This window comes from Achromobacter deleyi (assembly GCF_016127315.1).
Classification (GTDB): domain Bacteria; phylum Pseudomonadota; class Gammaproteobacteria; order Burkholderiales; family Burkholderiaceae_B; genus Achromobacter; species Achromobacter insuavis_A.
In genome coordinates this window covers 18,663-36,476 of sequence record NZ_CP065997.1, presented here as the reverse complement: position 1 = coordinate 36,476, position 17,814 = coordinate 18,663, and the positions used below count along the sequence as shown (strand labels likewise).

Below are 17,814 nucleotides of genomic sequence, written 5' to 3'. Positions count from 1 at the left end.
CATGTCTGACTCAATCATCGCAATCGTTCCCGCCGCCGGCGTCGGCGCCCGTGCCAGCCGCCCCGGCGCCGAGAGCGTGCCGAAACAATACCGTCCGTTGGCCGGACAGCCCATGCTGCGCCACGCGGTGGCCGCCTTGCTCGCCGACGACCGCGTGTCGCAGGTGCGGGTGGCGGTGACGCCGGGCGACGGCTGGGTCGACCAGGCCGTGGCCGGCCTGCCGCGCACCGTCTGGCGCGCCTGCGGCGGCGCCACCCGCGCCGATACCGTGGCGGGCGCGCTGGCCGATAGCGGCGTGCCGGACGATACCTGGGTGCTGGTGCACGACGCGGCCCGCCCCGGCCTGCCGGCCGCGGCGCTGGCGCGCCTGATCGACGCCTGCCTGGCGGACCCGGTCGGCGGCCTGCTGGCGCTGCCGGTGGCCGACACCGTCAAGGGCGGCGACGAGCGGGTCGAGCGCACGCTCGACCGCAACGGCCTGTGGCTGGCGCAGACGCCGCAGATGTTTCGCGCCGGCGCCCTGCGCGACGCGCTGACGGCCGCCGCGGTAAACGGCGTGGCGGTGACCGACGAGGCCTCGGCGATCGAGGCCGCGGGCTACGCGCCGCTGCTGGTGCCCGGCGCGATGCGCAATTTCAAAGTGACCTGGCCGGACGATTTCGAACTGATGGAAAAATGGCTATGAGTATTCCTTTCCGCGTCGGACAGGGTTTTGACGTGCATGCGCTGGTCGAGGGCCGGCCGCTGATCATCGGCGGCGTGACCATTCCCCACAGCCACGGCCTGCTCGGCCATTCCGATGCCGACGTGCTGCTGCACGCGATCACCGACGCCTTGCTGGGCGCCGCCGGCCTGGGCGACATCGGCCGCCATTTCCCCGATACCGACCCGGCCTTCAAGGGCGCGGACAGCCGCGTGCTATTGCGGGAGGCCATGGCGCGGGTGCGCCAGGCCGGCTGGACGCCGGTGAACATCGACGCGACCCTGCATGCGCAGGCGCCCAAGATCGGCCCGCACGCGCCGGCCATGGTCAGGAACATCGCGGCCGACACCGGGCTGGCCGAAACCGAGGTCAACATCAAGGCCAAGACCAACGAAGGCCTGGGTTACCTGGGCCGCAAGGAAGGCATCGCGGCAACCGTGGTGGCGCTGCTGGCGCGGGCCTGACGGCCGCCGGGCCGACCGGCGTTTTGCCTGCGTGGCGCGGGAGTCCTCGCGCCATTTTTTTGCGTGCATGCGTTGTTTTATTCGCACGGATATCCGTGCGGATACATGTCCATAATAAATTAACAAAACGCAAGAAAAGGCGCGAGCCGCGTCGCTGCTGCGGTTTGACGGGGATTGCCCGCGATTTCGGCCGCCCGCGCCCGGAACACGCCGTGCTTTCGTCTTGCGGGTGCATTTGAACTGGAATACTCTGCCGCTACTTAACGTCTGAATAATAGGGACACTGGAAATGCATGTACGTGGCGCTGCCTTGTTTTTGGCCCTGGTCGCCTTTGGTTCGCCTGCACATGCAGAATTCGAGCAGCAGCTCGGCCCGCTTTCCGGGGCTGTCCGATCCCAGATGCTGCAGGGCTGGACCGCGGGTGTCGAGGATGGCTGGTTCACCCTGCGCAACCGGGCGACGTCCGGCAGCGAACAGACGCTCTATCTCAACGTGGGTCAGGCGCCGGAAAATGGCCGCATCACCGACGTCAACGTGGTCCTGAACTCGACCAACCCGAAGGCCTCGATCGGCCTGGTGCTGAACAACCGCGCCCGCAAGGCCCTGTGCCTGCTCGAACTCACGGCCGCCAAGCAGACCATCCTGTTCTGTCTGAACGGCGACAAGCGCCGCGATATCGCCAGCGTGCCGAACGTGGCCAAGCTGGACGGCTCGGACCGCATCAAGGTCGTCGAAGTGCCGGGCGCGGCCCGTTTCATCGTCAATGGCCAGAAGATCGGCGACATCGAGGACGAACCGGCGCTGGGTTCCGAACTCGGCATCATGGCTTATGACGTCGGCACCTTCGGGATCGCCGACTTCACCATCAATTCGAACCTGAATTCCAACAAGCCGGCCGGCGGCGCCGCGCCGCAACAAGGCGGCGCGCCCCAGCAGCCACCGCGCGCGCCCCAGCAGGCGCCCCAATCCGGCGAGAATAGCGGCGTGCAGGGTTCCGGGCCGCTGCCGCGGTTCGGCGGGGATACGGTGCGGATGGTGTCGGTCTACGTCGGCATCATGCGCAGCATCTTCCTGCATGAGTTCGGCCACGCCTTGATCGGCGAGCTGGAACTGCCGTCGACCGGCGCCGAGGAAGACGCGGTCGACATCTATTCGGCGCTGCAGATCGTCGAACCGACCATGTACCCGTCCAAGGACAAGGAAGCCAACGCCATGGTCAATGGCGGCGCGACCTACGCCGCGCTGCAGTGGTACTACAGCGGCAAGCTGGCCGAGGCCAAGGGCGCGGGCAACTCGCCCTGGCAGGACGAGCACACCGGCGACCTGAAGCGCTTTCGCAACATGCTGTGCATCATGTACGGCGGCAACCCGGGCGTGTTCGAATCCCTGGTGCAACAGGTTGGCTTCGAGGACCGTACCAAGGCGCGTTGCGCGGATGAATACGCCAAGCAGAACCGCGCCTGGCGCAGGATCCTGGCGCCCCACACCCGCGTCGGCGCCTGGACGCCGGATGGCGAGCAGCCGGCCAACGCGCCCGGCGCGCCGGTCAACGTGGTGTTCGAGCCCTCGTCGCGCCGTATCGGCAACATGTTCGCCAACAACCTGTCCCAGCCGATCGGCAACAACATCAAGGAACTGGGCAAGACCTACGTCCTGCCGCGGCCGGTCAACGTGGTGTTCAAGGACTGCGGCAAGCTCAACGCCTGGTACAGCCCGCGCGAAGGCACGATCACCATGTGCTACGAGCTGATCGAGAACATCGCGGTGATGGTGTCGGACATCGAGATGGGCACGGTCGGCGGCGAACCCAAGCAGGGTGGCGGGGCCGCGCCGCAACAGCAGCAGCAACCGCAGCAACCGCAGCAACAGCCGCGCCAGCAACCTGCCGGCGGCGCCGCGCCCAGCGGTGGCTTCGACGAACTGCGCGACCTCGGCGTGCCGCCGACCACCTTGCTGTTCTCGTCGCCCTACAAGGGGCCGACGCCGAACAACCATCCGCGCGCCAAGATCGTCACGACGCGCGACCTGGTGGCCCTGTACAAGAACGAGAAGAACCTGCTGGTGATCGACACCAGCGGCTCGAACGAGACGCTGCCCGATGCCTTCCCGCTGGCCGACGCGGGCTCGGACGGCAGTGTCGCGGACCAGATGCAGAACGCCTTCGACGGCTGGCTGCACAAGAAGACGGGCACCGCAGAGGAACACAACGTTCCCCTGGTGTTCGTGGGCGCCAGCATGAACGACCGCTCGTCCTACAACGCCGCGCTGCGCGCCGGCACGCTGGGCTGGCCGGCCTACTGGTACCGCGGCGGCATCGAGGCCTGGGTCGCCAATGGCCTGCCGATGGTGAAGGTCAAGTCCGCCCAGGACAAGTAGGCGCCGCAAGCCCGCCGCGACGCGCCCAACAAAAAACCCGCCTGTTCGCACAGGCGGTTTTTTTTCTGGCGCCGTCAGCCGGGGCTTACTTGCCCTGCGCGGTCAGCGCCAGGGCGGCGGCGTTGACGACCGAGGCGATGCGGCCGGCGTCGCGCAGCTGTTCCGTCGACAGGCCGTCCTTCTTCAGGTTCTCGTAGTGCGAGGCGACGCAGAAGTGGCACTTGCCGATGATGGAGGCCACCAGCGCGAACAGCTCGAAGCGCTTCTTGTCGACGCCGCCGTGGGTGGCGTAGGCGTTCATGCGCAGCTGGGCCGGCAGGCTCTTGAGCTGGGCGTCGCCGGTCATCTCGACGTACGGATACCAGGTGTTGTTCATGCCCATGAGCGCCGAGGCGGTCAGCGCGGCATTGGCGTCGGCTTCCGACAGGCCGCTCTTGAAGGCTTCGACCAGCACCGGGCTGCGCGCGGCGTAGGCGGCCGACAGGGCGGCGCCGATGGCGTCTTCCGGGGCGAGGGTCGAGCGGGCGATCACGGCGTCCAGATTCAGGCGGATGTCCTTGGCCCAATCCGGCAGCTGTTCCTTAATGGTCGTCAGAAATTCCATAGTTTTTACCTATAATCTAGCGCAGTTAAAGCCCGGCGAAGAACCTGCGGACAGGTCCCCGGCCGGGCTGGAAATTACAGCGTGGCGCCGCCAACCGTACGGTTGCACGGGCACAGCTCGTCGGTCTGCAGACCGTCGAGCAGACGCAGGACTTCTTCCGGGTTACGGCCGACGTTCAGGTTGTTCACCGAAACGTGCTGGATCGTGTTGTCCGGATCGACGATGAAGGTGGCGCGCAGGGCAACGCCAGCACCCTTTTCACGCACGCCCAGCTGGTCGATCAGGGCGCCGGTGGTGTCGCCGAACTGGTAGTGACCCAGCTTGTTCAGGTCCGGGTGCTCACGGCGCCAGGCCAGCTTGACGAATTCGTTGTCGCTCGAGCCACCCAGCAGGACGGCGTCGCGGTCTTCGAAATCCTTGGCCAGCTTGTTGAAGCCGACGATTTCGGTCGGGCACACGAACGTGAAGTCCTTCGGGTAGAAGTAGATCACCTTCCACTTGCCGGGGAACGAGCTCTCGGTGATGTCTTCGAACGCCGAGACGCCGTTTTCTTCGTGCTGGTTGAAGCCGGGCTTGACGCCGGTAACCTTGAAGGGCTCGAGTTTGTCGCCAACAGTTTTCATGTTTACTCCCAGTAGTTGTTGGTGGAATTAAGGCGGTGCCTCAAACCATAAATTCTACGCTATGGATTATCGTTGTCTAATTGATAATTCCTAAACTTCGCTTTGGGCAACTCTATGCGGGCGGTCAGTCCGCCGCCCTCGCGCGGCAGCATGCGCAGGGCGCCGCCGACGTGCTTGAGCAGGCGCTCGACGATCGCCAGGCCCAGGCCGGCGCCGCTGACGCCGGTGCGGGCGGCCTCGCCGCGCGAGAAGGGACGCAACAGGCGGTCGACGTCCTCGGGGGCGATGCCGGGACCGCGGTCGGACACCTCGATCACGATCATGCCGCCCTCAGCTTGCAGTGTCATGACCAGATGGGCCATGCCGTCGGTCGAGCGGCCGTAGCGGCGCGCGTTCTCGATCAGGTTGCTGACGATGCGTTTGAGGTCCAGCGCGGTGATGCGGGCGCGCAGGCCGGGTTCGAGCGTGGCGTCCAGCTCGCCGCCCAGCGACGAGGTGTGGCTGCGCTCGCGTTCGTACAGTTCGGCCAGCACGGCGGAAATGTCGGTGGCCAGTTGCGGCAGGGTGCCGGCGGGGCGGGCGTACTCCATCAGCTGGCCGATGCTGTGGTCGATCTGGCCGAGGTCCTCGTCGATGGCCTGGCGCGCGTCTTCCGATACGCCGCTCAGCTCGATTTCCAGGCGCATGCGCGCCAGCGGCGTTCGCAGGTCGTGGGAAATGCCCGCCAGCATCAGCTCGCGGTCGGCCTCGGCCTGCCGCAGATCCTTGGCCATGCGGTTGAAGGATGCATTCAGGTCGCGGATTTCCAGCGGGCCCTGCTCGGGCAGGGGCGCGGGAGTCTCGCCGCGCGACAGCACCTGGGCCGCGCGCGCCAGCCGCGACAGCGGCCGGTTGACGAAGCCGACGCTGACCGCCGCGCCCACAAGGGACAGCAGTAGCGCCGTGGCGCCCCATCCCAGCCATTCGATGCCGCCGGTCAACCCGATCTGCTCGCGCTCGAACACCAGCCAGTAAAGATCCTTTTCGATCTGGAAGCTGACCCAGAACCCGGGCACCTGGTTCACGCCCCAGGCGATCTGGGTTTCCGGGCCGAAGCGCGTGCGGATATGCTGCGCCACGCGCTGCCAGTAATCGTCGTCGGGAAGGGCCTCGGCGAAGTCGGTGACCTCGCGCGGGTAGACCTGGATGCCTTCATTGGTGGCCAGGTCGAGCAGGAGCTTGCTGCGTTCGCCGTTATGGGAATAGATCAGCGCGGTGCGCGTGATATTGACGGCCGTGATCACCCGCTGCGCCATCTGATTGGCGCGCGGTCCCAGCTCCATGCTGAAGAAGACTTGTAGCCACGCCCCAAGACTGACCAGCATCAGAGCGGCCAGCAGCAGGAACGTGCGGCCGAACAAGCCGAGCCGCAGACGTGAAGTCAGGTTCCTGAAGGTTTTGCGCAAGCGGGGCACGAGGCTGCGCTCCTGCCCGGGGCGGGCGTGTCGATCAACTACCACCGTCCGGCACAAACACGTATCCGAGACCCCAGACGGTCTGGATGAATACGGGCTTGGACGGATTCGGCTCGATCAGCTTGCGCAGGCGCGAGATCTGCACGTCGAGGCTGCGGTCGAAGGCTTCGTATTCGCGGCCGCGGGCCAGCTCCATGAGCTTGTCGCGCGACAGCGGAATCTTCGGGTGGCGGGCAAACACCTTGAGCACCGAGAATTCGCCGGTCGTGATGGGCACCTGTTCGCCGTTGCGCGTGAGCGTGCGGGTCGACAGGTTCAGCACGTAGGGGCCGAAGGCGATGGATTCGTTTTCCTGGCTGGGGGCGCCGGGATGTTCCTCGGTGCCGCGGCGGCGCAGGATCGCGTTGATCCGGGCCAGCAGCTCACGGGGATTGAACGGTTTGGACAGGTAGTCGTCCGCGCCCATCTCGAGGCCGACGATGCGGTCGATTTCTTCCGCCTTGGCCGTCAGCATGATGATGGGGGTATTGTCGTGGCCACCGCGCAGCCGGCGGCAGATGGACAGGCCATCTTCGCCGGGCAGCATCAGATCCAGCACGAGCAGGTCGAAGTGCTCGCGTTGCCAGAGTTTGCCCATCTCTTTGGCGTCTTCGGCAACGAAAACGTTGAATCCCTGCTCGGACAGATACCGACGCAGCAAATCGCGCAAGCGCGGATCATCGTCAACGACGAGGATTTTTCGGGTGGGGGTGGTGTTTTGCGTGTTCATGGCCGGAAATGTAACAGTGACAAGAACCAGCGGCTAGTGGGCGTTCACAAGATATTACACATTGCGAACCATGGTTGAAATCCCCCTTACATACGGGGGGAATCCCCCGGTATTTCGTACAATCTGCATCTATGGAACTAAACCTGCTGGCTCTGGAAACCTCTTCGTCGCGTTGCGGCGTGGCCCTTTTGCGCGTCTCCGAGGGGCGGCTGGAGGTCGCCGTCCGCGAACACGAGGGCGCCCAGGAGCACGCGGAACGCCTCTTGCCGATGGCCAACGAACTGCTGGCCGAGGCCGGCCTGGCGCCCGCCGCCCTGCAGGCGGTGGCGTTCGGCCAGGGGCCGGGCGGCTTCACCGGGCTGCGCGTGGCCTGCGGCGTGGCCCAGGGCATGGCCATGGGCCTGGGCATCCCGGTGTTGCCGGTGGTCTCGCACCAGGCCGTGGCCGCCCAGGCGGGCGGCGGGCCGGACGATGCCATCGTGGTGGCGCTGGACGCCCGCATGAACGAAGTCTATCTGGCGGTCTACCGCCAGGGCGCCGGCCCGACGGGCGAGCCCGCCTGGGACACGCTGCAGGCGCCGCTGCTGATCGCGGCCGCCGAGGTGGCCCCCTGGACGGCGCACCACCTGCCGGCCTGGTCGCGCGCCGCCGGGAGGCCGCTGCAGGCGCTGCTGGCGGGTGACGCCTGGGACGCCTATGCCGCCGAAATGACGATTCCCGCCGGCTGGCGCCGCGCCGCCGAGGCGCGGCGGCCCGAGGCCGCCAGCGTGGCGCGCCTGGCGAGCCAGGCCTGGCAGCGCGGCGAAACCGTGCCGCCGGAGCTGGCCGCGCCGCTGTACGTGCGCGACAAGGTCGCCTTCACCACCGCCGAACGCCTGCGCGGCGAGGGCGGCAACCCCAAGGCGCAGTCGACGCTGGCGCCGGTCTGCCCGCAACCGCTGACCGACGCGGACCTGGACGAGGTCGTGGCCCTGGAGGCCAACGTCCAGGCCTTCCCCTGGACCCGCGGCAATTTCACCGACGCGCTGGCGGCCGGCTATGGCGCCTGGACGCTGCGGCGCGAGGGCCGGGTGGCGGGCTTCTGCATCCTGATGTTCGCGCCCGACGTGGCCCACCTGCTGGTGATCGCCGTGGCCCGCGACCTGCATCGGCAGGGGCTGGGCAGCGTGCTGCTCGACTGGTGCGAGCAGCAGGCGCGCGAGCGTGGCCTCGAGGGCGTGCTGCTGGAAGTGCGTCCGTCCAATGTGTCGGCCGTCGAGTTCTACAAGGCCCGCGGCTACCTGCAGATCGGTCTGCGGCGCGGCTATTACCCGGCCGAGAAGGGCGGGCGCGAGGATGCGCTGGTGATGCAGAAGCGCCTGGACGCGGCTGTCGCCACGGCCCCTGCGGGAGCGTCGGCATGACGGCGCCCAATACCGTGCCGGCCTCGTCCGCGCCCCGCGTCAATCCGCTGCAGCGCCTGTGGCTGCGCGAGCTCGGCATGGAACGCCTGTGGCTGCGGCCGGCGCCGCAGCCGGTGGCTGCGCCCGCGCCGCAAGTCGTTGTTTCCAAAACGGATTCCCCGGCGGCCGAACAGGCCGGCGTGGCCGTGGCGCCCGCGCCGGCGCGCGATGCGATCGCCGCGCCGCCGCCTGCGGCGGCGCAGAGCCCGGCACAGGCGTCCGCCACCCGTGCGGCAAGCCCGGCGCCGGGCCTGCGCAATGGTCCGCCGCCCAAGCCGGCGCCCAAGGTCGAGGCCGAGGAGGCCGCCCCGGCGGTCATTCCGGTCGCCGAAAGGGTCAGGAACGCCAATCTGGATGAACTGCGCGAGCAGGTGCTGGCCTGCACCGCCTGCGGCCTGTGCAACGGCCGGCGCCACGCGGTGTTCGGCCACGGCGGCCAGCCCACGCGCTGGCTGGTGGTGGGCGAGGCCCCGGGCGAGCAGGAAGACCGGCAGGGCCAGCCTTTCGTCGGCCGCTCCGGGCAATTGCTGGACGCCATGCTGTCGGCCGTCGGCATGAGCCGCGAGCGCGACGTCTTCATCGCCAATGTGATCAAGTGCCGTCCGCCGGGCAACCGCAATCCCAAGCCCGAGGAAATCGCCGCCTGCAGTCCCTACCTGATGCGCCAGATCGCGCTGCTCAAGCCCGAGCGCATCCTGGTGCTGGGCCGCTTCGCCGCCCAGACGCTGCTGGGCACGGATGCCACCATCGGCAGCCTGCGCGGCCGCGTGCACCAGATGAAAACGGACGAGGGGCGCGAGATTCCGGTGGTGGTGAGCTACCACCCGGCCTACCTGCTGCGCAGCCCGGCAGAAAAGGCGCGGGCCTGGCAGGATCTGCAATTGGCGGCCCGGCAGCCATAGGCCGGGCGTTGCTCCCCCGGGGCGGGGGAAAGGGCGAGGGCCGCCGCGCGGGCGGCCCGGCCGCCGGACTCAGCGGGGGGTGTGCGAGTCCAGCGCGTGACCGTGGCCTTCCTGGCCGATCTGGTCATGCAACTCGGGATTGTCCGCCAGGTTGCGCTTGCTCCAGCGCATGAACACGACCATCAGCACGGCGACCACGGTGCCGAAGATCACGATGATGATGTTGATGGGCAGCTGCAGCCACAGCAGCAGCGTGTACACGGCCACCATCAGCAGGATGTTGAGCTGCTCGTTGAAGTTCTGCACCGCGATCGAGTGGCCCGCCGACAGCAGCACGTGGCCGCGATGCTGCAGCAGGGCGTTCATCGGCACCACGAAAAAGCCCGCCAGCCCGCCGGTCAGCAACAGCAGCAGGTAGACGCTCCAGGGCGAATAGACCAGCGGCATCAGCAGCACCACCAGGCCCATGGCCGCGCCCACCGGCAGCACCGACAGCGCGCGGCGCAGCGGAATGCGGCCGGCCAGGATCGAGCCCACCACCGTGCCCAGGGCGGCCACGCCCATCAGCATGGAGGCCTTGTCGAGCTGGTAGCCCAGGTGGCTGCGGCCCCATTCGATGACGATCAGCTGCAACGTGGCGCCGGCGCCCCAGAACAGGGTGGTGACGGCCAGCGAGATCTGGCCCAGCTTGTCCTTCCAGAGGACGCGGACGTAGCCCCGGAAGGTACGCATCAGCTTGATCGGGTTCTTCTGCTGCGGCGGATAGCGCACGTGGGTGTGCGGGATCAGCAGGTTGCACAGCGCCGCCAGCAGGTAGACGAAGGCGATCACCAGGATGGCCGCCTCGGCCGGGGTGTGCACCAGCTTGCCGATGAAGGAATGTTGCAGCAGCGCCGTGGAGACGGTGGTCGAGATCAGCAGGCCGCCGAGCACCGTGCCCAGGATGATGGAGAAGACGGTCAGGCCCTCGATCCAGCTGTTGCCCTTGACCAGCATGCTGGGGGGCAGCATTTCGGTGACGATGCCGTACTTGGCGGGGGAGTAGGCGGCGGCGCCGATGCCGACCACGGCGTAGGCGGCGCAGACCAGATAGGTCTGGTATTCAGGCGCCACGCCGATGCTGGCGTACGAGAACATCAGCAGACAGCCGGCCACCTTCAGGGCGTTGGTGGAGAACATCACGCGGCCCTTGGGGTAGGAGTCGGCGATGGCGCCGACGAAGGCCGCCAGCACCACGTAGGCCAGCGCGAAGGACCATTTCATGATCGGGGCCAGCCAGTCGGGGCCGTGCAGTTCCTGTATCAGGGCGATCGCGGCAATGAATAGCGCGTTGTCCGCCAATGACGAGAAGGCCTGCGCGGCCATGACCAGATAGAAACCTCGTTTCAAGAATGTCCCCGTACTTTGACCTGAGCCCGGTCTGTCTGCGTGAAAATCATGCGTCTTGCGAAAAAGTGTCAGCGAGTATAGCCCGTGCCAGGGGGAGGGCTATTCAGCGTTTGCCCGCGGGTTGCGGTGGGTCAGTCTCTTGGCGGCCGAGGGGGCGGGCAGTCCCCGGCTTGACCTTTGCTCACGTTTGGGGACAGACTGCCTGCGGTATCATACGACCCATACGCAAGCCGGCCCTACACGGGCCGGTTTGCAATCTGTGCGGCAGGTCCGTTAACGCCTTTCGTTCAACCCACCCCGTCGTCATCGTACTGTGCGTCTTACTCAGCTCAAACTCGCCGGCTTCAAGTCCTTCGTCGATCCCACCGTGATTCCCGTGCCCAGCCAGCTGGTGGGCGTGGTGGGTCCCAATGGCTGTGGCAAATCGAACATCATCGACGCGGTGCGTTGGGTGCTCGGCGAGGCCAAGGCCTCGGAGCTGCGCGGCGAGTCCATGCAGGACGTCATCTTCAACGGCTCGGGCAACCGCAAGCCGGCCGCCCGCGCGTCGGTCGAAATGGTGTTCGACAACAGCGAAGGCCGCGCCGCCGGGCAGTGGAGCACCTACGCCGAGATCGCGGTGCGCCGCGTGCTGACCCGCGACGGCACCAGCAGCTACTTCGTCAATAACCAGCAGGTCCGCCGCCGCGACATCCACGACATCTTCCTGGGCACCGGCCTGGGCGCGCGTGGCTACGCCATCATCGGCCAGGGCATGATCAACCGCCTGATCGAGGCGCGCCCCGAGGAACTGCGGGTGTTCCTGGAAGAGGCCGCCGGCGTGTCGCGCTACAAAGAGCGCCGCCGCGAGACCGAAAACCGCCTGTCCGACACGCGCGAGAACCTGACCCGCGTCGAAGACATCCTGCGCGAACTGAACAGCCAGCTGGAAAAGCTCGAGGCCCAGGCCGAGGTCGCCACCCGCTACCGCGAGCTGCAGGCCGACGGCGAAAAGAAGCAGCATGCGCTGTGGTTCCTGAAGGAAACCGGCGCGCGCGAAGAGCGCGCCAGGAAAACCCAGGAGATGGCCCAGGCCCAGAACGAGCTGGAAGCCGCCATCGCCGGCCTGCGGGCCGGCGAGGCCGCGCTGGAATCCCGCCGCCAGGCCCATTACGCCGCCAGCGACGCGGTCCACACCTCCCAGGGCGCCCTGTACGAGGCCAACGCCCAGGTCAGCCGTCTGGAGGCCGAAATCCGCCACGTGGTGGATTCCCGCAACCGCCTGCAGGCCCGTCGCGACCAGCTGCAGCAGCAGATCGCCGAATGGGCCAGCCAGCGCGAGCACTGCACCGAGCAGATCGCGCAGGCCGAGGAAGACCTGGCCGCCGGCGCCGCTCGCACCGAAGAGGCGCGCGCCGCCGCCGAGGACGCCCAGGCGGCGTTGCCGGCGGTCGAGCAGCGCGTGCGCGAGGCCGCTTCCGGCCGCGACGAGATGCGCGCGTCCCTGGCGCGGGTGGAGCAGAACCTGGCCCTGGTGGCGCAGACCCAGCGCGACGCCGACCGCCAGATGCAGACCCTGGAGCAGCGCCGCGAGCGCCTGCAGCAGGAACTGCGCGAATTGCATAGCCCCGATCCGGTGCGCCTGGAACAACTGGCCGGCGACCGCGTCGCCGGCGAAGACCAGCTCGAGGAGGCCCAGGAAGCGCTGGCCACCCTCGAAGGCCAGATCCCGGACGCCGACGCCGAGCGCAGCCGCGCCCAGGCCGCCGCCCAGACCGACGCGCAGAACCTGGCGCGCCTGGAGGCCCGCCTGTCGGCGCTGGTGAAGCTGCAGGAAGACGTGCAGAAGCAGGGCGCGCTGGAGCCGTGGCTGGCCAAGCACGAGCTGGCCGGGTTGTCGCGCCTGTGGCAGAAGCTGCATATCGAACCGGGCTGGGAAACCGCCCTGGAAGCCGCCCTGCGCGAGCGCATGGCGTCCCTCGAGGTGCGCAGCCTGGATTGGGCCCGCGCCTTCTCCGAGGACGCGCCGCCCGCGCGCCTGGCCTTCTACCAATTGCCGGCCGCGGCCCCCGCGCCGGCGGCCCCGGCCGGGCTGACGCCGCTGGCCAGCCTGCTGCGCATCACCGATCCGGACCTGCGCACGCTGCTCAACGACTGGCTGGGCGGCATCTACACCGCCACCGACCTGGCCCAGGCGCTGGCTACCCGCGCCACGCTGCCGGCCGGCGCCGCCTGCGTGGTCAAGGCGGGCCACCTGGTGGATGCGCACAGCGTGCGCTTCTACGCCCCGGATTCCGAGCAGGCCGGCCTGCTGGCGCGCCAGCAGGAAATCGAGAACCTGCAGCGCGAGATCAAGGCCCAGCAGCTCATCACCGACCAGGCCCGCGCCGCCGTCGCCCGCGCCGAGGTCGCCTGGCAGCAGGTCAGCCAGGCCATCGCGCCGGCCCGCCAGCGGGTCGCCGAAGTCACCCGCCGGGTGCACGACATCCAGCTGGAGCATTCGCGCTTGCAGCAGCAGGCCGAGCAGTCCGGCCAGCATGCCTCGCGCCTGCGCCAGGACCTCGAAGAGATCTCGGCGCACGAGGAAGACCTGCGCGCCACCCGCGAAGAGGCCGAAGCCCGCTTCGAGGCGCTCGACGAGGAACTGGCCGAGCATCAGTCGCGCTTCGCCGACGCCGAAATGGATGGCGAGACCCTGGCCGCCCAGGCCGAGGCCGCCCGCACCCGCCTGCGCGAACTCGAACGCGCCGCCCAGGAAGCCGAGTTCGCCGAGCGCGGTATCCAGGTCCGCATCACCGATCTGCAGCGCAACCGGCAACTGGCGGCCGACCAGAGCCAGCGCGGCGAGGTCGAGCTCGAGCAATTGCTGGCCGACCTGGTCGACCTGGACGCCTCGGCCTCCCAGGCCGGCCTGCAGGACGCCCTGGAATTGCGCGCCGAGCGCGAGGAAGCGCTGTCGCGCGCCCGCCAGGAGATGGAAAACCTGGCGGCCCTGCTGCGCGGCGCCGATGAAGACCGCATGCAACAGGAGCGCACGCTCGAGCCGCGCCGCGCCCGCATCACCGAGTTGCAGTTGCAGGAACAGGCCGCGCGCCTGGCCGAAGAACAATTCACCGAGCAGCTCAATGCCCGCGAGGTCGACCGCGAGGCCCTGGCCCAGGATCTGGCCAACCAGCCCGACGAATGGCGCCGCGCCAACTGGCTGCAATCGGAAGTCACGCGCATCTCGCGCCAGATCGAGTCGCTCGGCTCGGTCAACCTGGCCGCGCTGGACGAACTGAACACCTCGCGCGAGCGCAAGGGCTTCCTGGACGACCAGCACCAGGATCTGATGACCGCCATCGAGACCCTGGAAGACGCGATCCGCAAGATCGACCGCGAAACCCGCGACCTGCTGCAAGAGACCTTCAACGTCGTCAACGGCCACTTTGGCGAGCTGTTCCCGAAGCTGTTCGGCGGCGGCGAGGCCAAGCTGACGATGACCGGCGAGGAAATCCTCGACGCCGGCGTGCAGGTCATGGCGCAGCCGCCGGGCAAGCGCAACAGCACCATCCACCTGCTGTCGGGCGGCGAAAAGGCGCTGACCGCCACCGCGCTGGTGTTCGCGCTGTTCAAGCTGAACCCCGCACCGTTCTGCCTGCTGGACGAGGTGGACGCGCCGCTGGACGACGCCAATACCGAGCGCTACGCCAACCTGGTCGCCAACATGAGCGAGCAGACCCAGTTCCTGTTCATCTCGCACAACAAGATCGCGATGCAGATGGCCAAGCAGCTGATCGGCGTCACCATGCAAGAGCAGGGGGTTTCGCGTATCGTTGCGGTAGACATAGATTCGGCCGTCCAGATGATGGCCTCCGAAGCGGCATAAACCAATATTCAGAATGGCGCCGGCTTCATGGCGCGGGATTTACACATGAGTGATTTGCAGATCGGGCTGATTGCCCTGGGCGTCTTGCTGATACTGCTGGTGCTGGGCTTCAACTGGTGGCAGGACCGCCGCGTCCGCCGCAAGATGCAAAGCCATTTCCCCACGTCCGAGCAGGATCCGCTGCTGGGCGCGGGAGCCGCGACGGGCGCGACAGCCGCCGCGGGCGGCGCGCCCGTACGCCGTGAGCCGGGCATGGGCGACGCGCCCAAGGCGCACCCCGAGCAGCCCAAGCCGGTCGATCCGGGCAGCGATGCCGATGACGCCGAGGAACCCGATCCCGCCTGCGAGGTGGTCATCGAGATCAACTTCGCCGAGCCGGTGCGCGGCGCCGACCTGCTGCCCTACATGCAGAGCGTGCGCCAGGTGGGCCGCAAGCCCATGCGCGTGTTCGCCGAGACCGACCAGCGCCGCCATCGCGCGCGCGTGCACACCGGCGAGTCGTATGCCTCGATGCAGCTGGCCGTGCTGCTGGCCAACCGCAGCGGCCCGCTGACCGCCATCGAATGGTCGCAGGCCTGGGCCCGCGCCCAGGACATGGCCGAGCGCTTCGACGCCACCATCGAAGGCCCCGACCAGCAGGCCGTGCTGGAACAGGCCGCGCGCCTGGACGATACCTGCGCCGCGCTGGATACCCAGGTCGGCCTGACGCTGCTGCTGGGCGCCGCCCAGCCGGCCGCCGAGGTCCTGAGCGTCGCGCGCGACGCCGGCTTCGTCGCCGACGGCAACCGCCTGGCCTGGCCGGCCGAGAACGGCGTGGCCCGCTTCACCCTGGCGCGCGCCGATGGCGCCGCCTTCGACGCCGGCATGGGCGGCATCGAACGCCTGTACCTGTTGCTCGACGTGCCCTGCAGCCCGGCCGACAGCCGCGCCTTCGGCCGCATGGTCGACGTGGGCCGCGAGCTCGCCGCCCGCCTGCGCGCCGACCTGGTCGATGACCAGGGCAAGCCCCTGGCCGACGGCTCGGAGAGCGTCATCGACGAACGCCTGCAGGTGCTGTTCGGCCAGCTCGAGCAGGCCGGCCTGCCGGCCGGCAGCGAGCGCGCCCAGCGGGTGTTTGCATAATGAGCAAGGCCGGAGGGACCCCCGCGGCGGAAACCGCGGCGCGCTTGCGCGCGGAAATCGAGCAGCACAACGTTCGCTATTACGTCTACGACGACCCGTCGATCTCGGATGCCGAGTACGACCGGATGATGCGCGAGCTGCAGGACCTGGAAGCCGCCCATCCCGAACTGGTGACGCCCGAGTCCCCGACCCAGCGGGTGGGGGCGGCGCCGGTGTCGGCCTTCGGCAGCGTGCGCCATGCGGTGCCGATGCTGTCGCTGGGCAACGCCTTCGACGAAGAAGACGTGGTGGCGTTCGACCGCCGCGTCACCGACACGCTGCGCGGCGCCGGCCTGCTGGGCCCGGCGCAGCAAGCCGAATATTTCTGTGAACTCAAGCTCGACGGCCTGGCGATCAGCCTGCGCTACGAGGACGGGCGGCTGGTTCAGGCCGCCACCCGCGGCGACGGCCAGACGGGCGAGGACGTCACCTCCAACATCCGCACGATCAAGGCAATCCCGCTGCAGCTGACCGGCCCGGCGCCCAAGGTGCTGGAGGTGCGAGGCGAGGTGCTGATGAACCGCGCCGATTTCGAGAAGCTCAACGCGGCCCAGGCCAAGCGCGACGAGAAGGTCTTCGTCAATCCGCGCAACGCCGCCGCCGGCAGCCTGCGCCAGCTCGATCCGCGCATCACCGCCAAGCGGCCGCTGCGCTTTTTCGCCTATGGCTGGGGCGAGGTGCAGGGCCTGCCGGGCGCCCAGAGCGGGCTGTTCGACGAGGCCCCGGCCGGCGCGGCCGACGCCGCCGCCGCGACCCTCCCCGAGAAATCGCACGGCGCCATGCTCGACTGGCTGGCCGCGCTGGGCCTGCCGGTCAACGTCAAGCACAACCACCGCGCCACCGGCGCCGAGGGCCTGATGGCCTTCTACGCCAAGGTCGGCGCCTTGCGCCCCGAACTGCCCTACGACATCGACGGCGTGGTCTACAAGGTGGATTCGCTGCCGGCGCAGAAGCTGCTGGGCTTCGTGGCGCGCGCGCCGCGCTTCGCCCTGGCGCACAAATTCCCGGCCGAAGAGGCCACCACCACGTTGCTGGACATCGAGGTGCAGGTCGGCCGCACCGGCGCGATCACCCCGGTGGCCCGGCTCAAGCCGGTGTTCGTGGGCGGCGTGACGGTCACCAACGCCACCCTGCACAACGAGGACGAGATCCGCCGCAAGGACGTGCGCATCGGCGACACGGTCATCGTGCGCCGCGCCGGCGACGTGATCCCGGAAGTGGTGGGCGCGGTGCTGGATCAGCGCCCCGCCGACGCGCGCGAGTTCGTCATGCCCAAGGCCTGTCCGGTCTGCGGCTCGGCGATCGAGCGCCTGGAAGACGAAACCATCGCCCGCTGCACCGGTGGCCTGTTCTGCGCCGCGCAGCGCAAGCAGACGCTGTGGCATGCCGCCAGCCGCAAGGCGCTCGACATCGAGGGCCTGGGCGAGAAGCTGGTGGAGCAGTTGGTCGACAGCGGCCGCGTCAAGTCGCTGGCCGACCTGTTCAGCCTGCGTCCGCTCGAGCTGGTGGGCCTGGATCGCATGGGCCAGAAGTCGGCCGACAACCTGGTCGAGGCCATCGACAAGGCGCGGGCCCCGGCGCTGGGGCGCCTGCTGTTCGCGCTCGGCATCCGCCACGTGGGCGAGACCACCGCGCGCGACGTCGCGCGGCATTTCGGCAGCATCGAGGCCATCATGGACGCCGACGAGGACGCGCTGTCCTCGGTGCCCGACGTGGGGCCGGTGGTGGCGGGCTCGATCCGCCGCTTCTTCGCCGAGCAGCACAACCGCGACGTGATCGACCAGCTCAAGGCGCAGGGCGTGCATCCGGTGGCCGAAGCCGTGCCGCAGGACACCACGCTGGCCGGCAAGACGTTCGTGCTGACGGGCACGTTGCCCAACTGGACGCGCGAGGAAGCCTCCATGCGTATCCAGGCCGCGGGCGGCAAGGTCAGCGGCTCGGTGTCCAGGAAGACCGCCTATCTGGTGGCGGGCGAAGACGCCGGCAGCAAGCTCACCAAGGCGCAGGAACTGGGCGTCACGGTGCTGGACGAAGACGCGTTGAAGGCGTTGCTGGGCGCGTCCTGATCGCGCCGGGGCC

General features: G+C 68.5%; 13 protein-coding genes. 8 read left to right on the top strand and 5 right to left on the bottom strand.

The window, feature by feature from the left end; translation table 11 throughout:
* Position 1 precedes the first annotated feature (1 nt).
* The 3 genes from ispD to I6I07_RS00155 all read left to right on the top strand — a co-directional run bounded on the left by ispD (position 2) and on the right by I6I07_RS00155 (position 3,544).
* Positions 2–685, top strand: coding sequence for a 2-C-methyl-D-erythritol 4-phosphate cytidylyltransferase (ispD, locus tag I6I07_RS00165; RefSeq protein WP_035360061.1), 684 nt, complete (start codon positions 2–4; stop codon positions 683–685).
* Positions 682–1,167, top strand: a complete 486-nt coding sequence (ispF, locus tag I6I07_RS00160; RefSeq protein ID WP_006393421.1) for a 2-C-methyl-D-erythritol 2,4-cyclodiphosphate synthase — start codon at positions 682–684, stop codon at positions 1,165–1,167. The genes ispD and ispF overlap by 4 nt, the downstream gene beginning before the upstream one ends.
* 400 nt (positions 1,168–1,567) lie before the next feature.
* Positions 1,568–3,544 carry a DUF4344 domain-containing metallopeptidase gene (locus I6I07_RS00155; protein ID WP_198485233.1) on the top strand — a complete coding sequence of 659 codons (1,977 nt, stop codon included), beginning with the start codon at positions 1,568–1,570 and terminating at the stop codon, positions 3,542–3,544.
* An 85-nt stretch (positions 3,545–3,629) separates the two neighbouring features.
* Here I6I07_RS00155 and I6I07_RS00150 read toward each other — a convergent pair whose 3' ends face one another.
* The 4 genes from I6I07_RS00150 to ompR all read right to left on the bottom strand — a co-directional run bounded on the left by I6I07_RS00150 (position 3,630) and on the right by ompR (position 6,994).
* On the bottom strand, positions 3,630–4,148 hold the full coding sequence (locus I6I07_RS00150) for a carboxymuconolactone decarboxylase family protein (RefSeq protein WP_006393423.1): 519 nt from the start codon (positions 4,146–4,148) through the stop codon (positions 3,630–3,632).
* A gap of 74 nt (positions 4,149–4,222) precedes the next feature.
* Complete coding sequence (locus I6I07_RS00145) at positions 4,223–4,771, bottom strand: peroxiredoxin (protein ID WP_006389231.1); 549 nt, start codon at positions 4,769–4,771, stop codon at positions 4,223–4,225.
* Positions 4,772–4,830: 59 nt separating this feature from the next.
* Positions 4,831–6,225, bottom strand: coding sequence for an ATP-binding protein (locus tag I6I07_RS00140; RefSeq protein WP_006389232.1), 1,395 nt, complete (start codon positions 6,223–6,225; stop codon positions 4,831–4,833).
* Positions 6,226–6,259: 34 nt separating this feature from the next.
* Positions 6,260–6,994 carry a two-component system response regulator OmpR gene (gene ompR / locus I6I07_RS00135; RefSeq protein WP_003813882.1) on the bottom strand — a complete coding sequence of 245 codons (735 nt, stop codon included), beginning with the start codon at positions 6,992–6,994 and terminating at the stop codon, positions 6,260–6,262.
* Between the two features lie 131 nt (positions 6,995–7,125).
* Between ompR and tsaB the strand changes: the two genes are divergently transcribed.
* Positions 7,126–8,397, top strand: coding sequence for a tRNA (adenosine(37)-N6)-threonylcarbamoyltransferase complex dimerization subunit type 1 TsaB (tsaB, locus tag I6I07_RS00130; protein ID WP_198485231.1), 1,272 nt, complete (start codon positions 7,126–7,128; stop codon positions 8,395–8,397).
* Positions 8,394–9,338 (top strand): uracil-DNA glycosylase, encoded by a 945-nt coding sequence (locus tag I6I07_RS00125; RefSeq protein ID WP_198485229.1) that lies wholly within the window; start codon positions 8,394–8,396, stop codon positions 9,336–9,338. The genes tsaB and I6I07_RS00125 overlap by 4 nt, the downstream gene beginning before the upstream one ends.
* 69 nt (positions 9,339–9,407) lie before the next feature.
* On the opposite strand, the gene lplT is transcribed toward I6I07_RS00125, so the two are convergent.
* Positions 9,408–10,727: a lysophospholipid transporter LplT gene (gene lplT, locus I6I07_RS00120; RefSeq protein WP_198485226.1), complete on the bottom strand. Its 1,320-nt coding sequence runs from the start codon at positions 10,725–10,727 to the stop codon at positions 9,408–9,410.
* Between the two features lie 313 nt (positions 10,728–11,040).
* Here lplT and smc point away from each other — a divergent pair, with 313 nt between their 5' ends.
* The 3 genes from smc to ligA are packed head-to-tail and all read left to right on the top strand — an operon-like array spanning position 11,041 to position 17,801.
* Positions 11,041–14,574: a chromosome segregation protein SMC gene (smc, locus tag I6I07_RS00115; protein ID WP_198485224.1), complete on the top strand. Its 3,534-nt coding sequence runs from the start codon at positions 11,041–11,043 to the stop codon at positions 14,572–14,574.
* Positions 14,575–14,619: 45 nt separating this feature from the next.
* A complete protein-coding gene (locus I6I07_RS00110; protein WP_198485223.1) occupies positions 14,620–15,696 on the top strand; it encodes a cell division protein ZipA C-terminal FtsZ-binding domain-containing protein in 1,077 nt (358 codons plus the stop codon).
* On the top strand, positions 15,696–17,801 hold the full coding sequence (gene ligA, locus I6I07_RS00105) for an NAD-dependent DNA ligase LigA (RefSeq protein WP_198485221.1): 2,106 nt from the start codon (positions 15,696–15,698) through the stop codon (positions 17,799–17,801). The genes I6I07_RS00110 and ligA overlap by 1 nt, the downstream gene beginning before the upstream one ends.
* The last annotated feature ends 13 nt before the right edge of the window (positions 17,802–17,814 follow it).

Excerpts from the sequence above, each read along its gene's own strand:
- ispD (WP_035360061.1), top strand. The coding sequence starts at position 2 with ATGTCTGACTCAATCATCGCAATCGTTCCCGCCGCCGGCGTCGGCGCC.
- ispF (WP_006393421.1), top strand. The coding sequence starts at position 682 with ATGAGTATTCCTTTCCGCGTCGGACAGGGTTTTGACGTGCATGCGCTG.
- I6I07_RS00155 (WP_198485233.1), top strand. The coding sequence starts at position 1,568 with ATGCTGCAGGGCTGGACCGCGGGTGTCGAGGATGGCTGGTTCACCCTG.
- I6I07_RS00150 (WP_006393423.1), bottom strand. The coding sequence starts at position 4,148 with ATGGAATTTCTGACGACCATTAAGGAACAGCTGCCGGATTGGGCCAAG.
- I6I07_RS00145 (WP_006389231.1), bottom strand. The coding sequence starts at position 4,771 with ATGAAAACTGTTGGCGACAAACTCGAGCCCTTCAAGGTTACCGGCGTC.
- ompR (WP_003813882.1), bottom strand. The coding sequence starts at position 6,994 with ATGAACACGCAAAACACCACCCCCACCCGAAAAATCCTCGTCGTTGAC.
- tsaB (WP_198485231.1), top strand. The coding sequence starts at position 7,126 with ATGGAACTAAACCTGCTGGCTCTGGAAACCTCTTCGTCGCGTTGCGGC.
- I6I07_RS00125 (WP_198485229.1), top strand. The coding sequence starts at position 8,394 with ATGACGGCGCCCAATACCGTGCCGGCCTCGTCCGCGCCCCGCGTCAAT.
- I6I07_RS00110 (WP_198485223.1), top strand. The coding sequence starts at position 14,620 with ATGAGTGATTTGCAGATCGGGCTGATTGCCCTGGGCGTCTTGCTGATA.
- ligA (WP_198485221.1), top strand. The coding sequence starts at position 15,696 with ATGAGCAAGGCCGGAGGGACCCCCGCGGCGGAAACCGCGGCGCGCTTG.